A 1,040-nucleotide genomic window follows, 5' to 3' on the forward strand; every position below is an offset into this window, starting at 1 on the left:
ATTTAAGTAGACTTCAATGCTACACATAGATTGCCCTTGAGTAAGGTTAGTGAAGTATTATGGGTAATATTAACATCATTAATAATACTCACCATGCATATTCATTAAGCATGGTTACAGTGACGGCAAATACGCCATCAGTAGTATTAGCTTAATATACGCCTTATTCTAATAATTATCATTTATAGAAATTGAAGGGAAAAATTTTTAATTTAATTTTAAATTACATTTACTTACCTCCTCCTCAACGCTATTACTGCTGCTACTGCTGCTACTACGACNNTATTAGTGCTGTTGATATTATTGGCTTAGTGACTGTGACTGTTGATACTGCTGTTACTGTGGTTGGTGTTGCTGTGGTTACTGTGGTCGTGGCTGTTGTGGTTACTGGTACTGTTGAAGTAGTGGTGTAGGTCGTAGTAGTACCACTAACCACAGTAGTCGAAGTAACAACAGTAGTCGTGGAAACAACAGTGGAAGTAACCACAGGAGTAGTAGTCGTAGTAGTGGTAACAGGAGACTTAAAGGATATGTGAGTCAAGAGCGCATACCATCCTGGAGTTTCATGCTGCTCTAGGTTAATCCATATTGATGAATCGTTGACAGGCCAGTTAATATACTTAGTGTTAACGAAGACAACACTAACACTCCAATCCAGTTGAATGAACCATGGATCCTTATTAATACCCCACATGGTATCTGCAATACACTGGAATAGCTTAGGCGGCGTTACCGCTTGGTAACATACTTGAGCTAAACTGACTGAGGTACCATTCGGGAACACTATCACATTATCAAAATGAGTAATATTATATGTTGCTGTTGGCCCGGAGAAGTAATTACTCTCTGGGAAGAAGGATGGTATATATGGTGAATAAGAGTCGCTATAATATGCGAAGAATAAATCATATTTACCTTGAGCCACAACAGTCCTATACTCTGAGCTTGGGAAGACAACAACAGTTGTTGGTATCCCAAAGTTGCTTAAGGCACTGGCTATTTCATTAGCTAGCGTTAACTGCGGTGGCGCTGCCCCTGAT

Annotated in this window: 1 pseudogene; it reads right to left on the bottom strand. The window is 39.5% G+C overall.

The features are described from left to right. Nucleotides 1-274: 274 nt before the first annotated feature. Nucleotides 275-1,040: pseudogene (locus BP896_RS03215) on the bottom strand (ABC transporter substrate-binding protein); the annotation flags it as partial.

The sequence above is a fragment of the Caldivirga sp. UBA161 genome (assembly GCF_002506515.1).
Taxonomy (GTDB): Archaea; Thermoproteota; Thermoprotei; order Thermoproteales; family Thermocladiaceae; genus Caldivirga.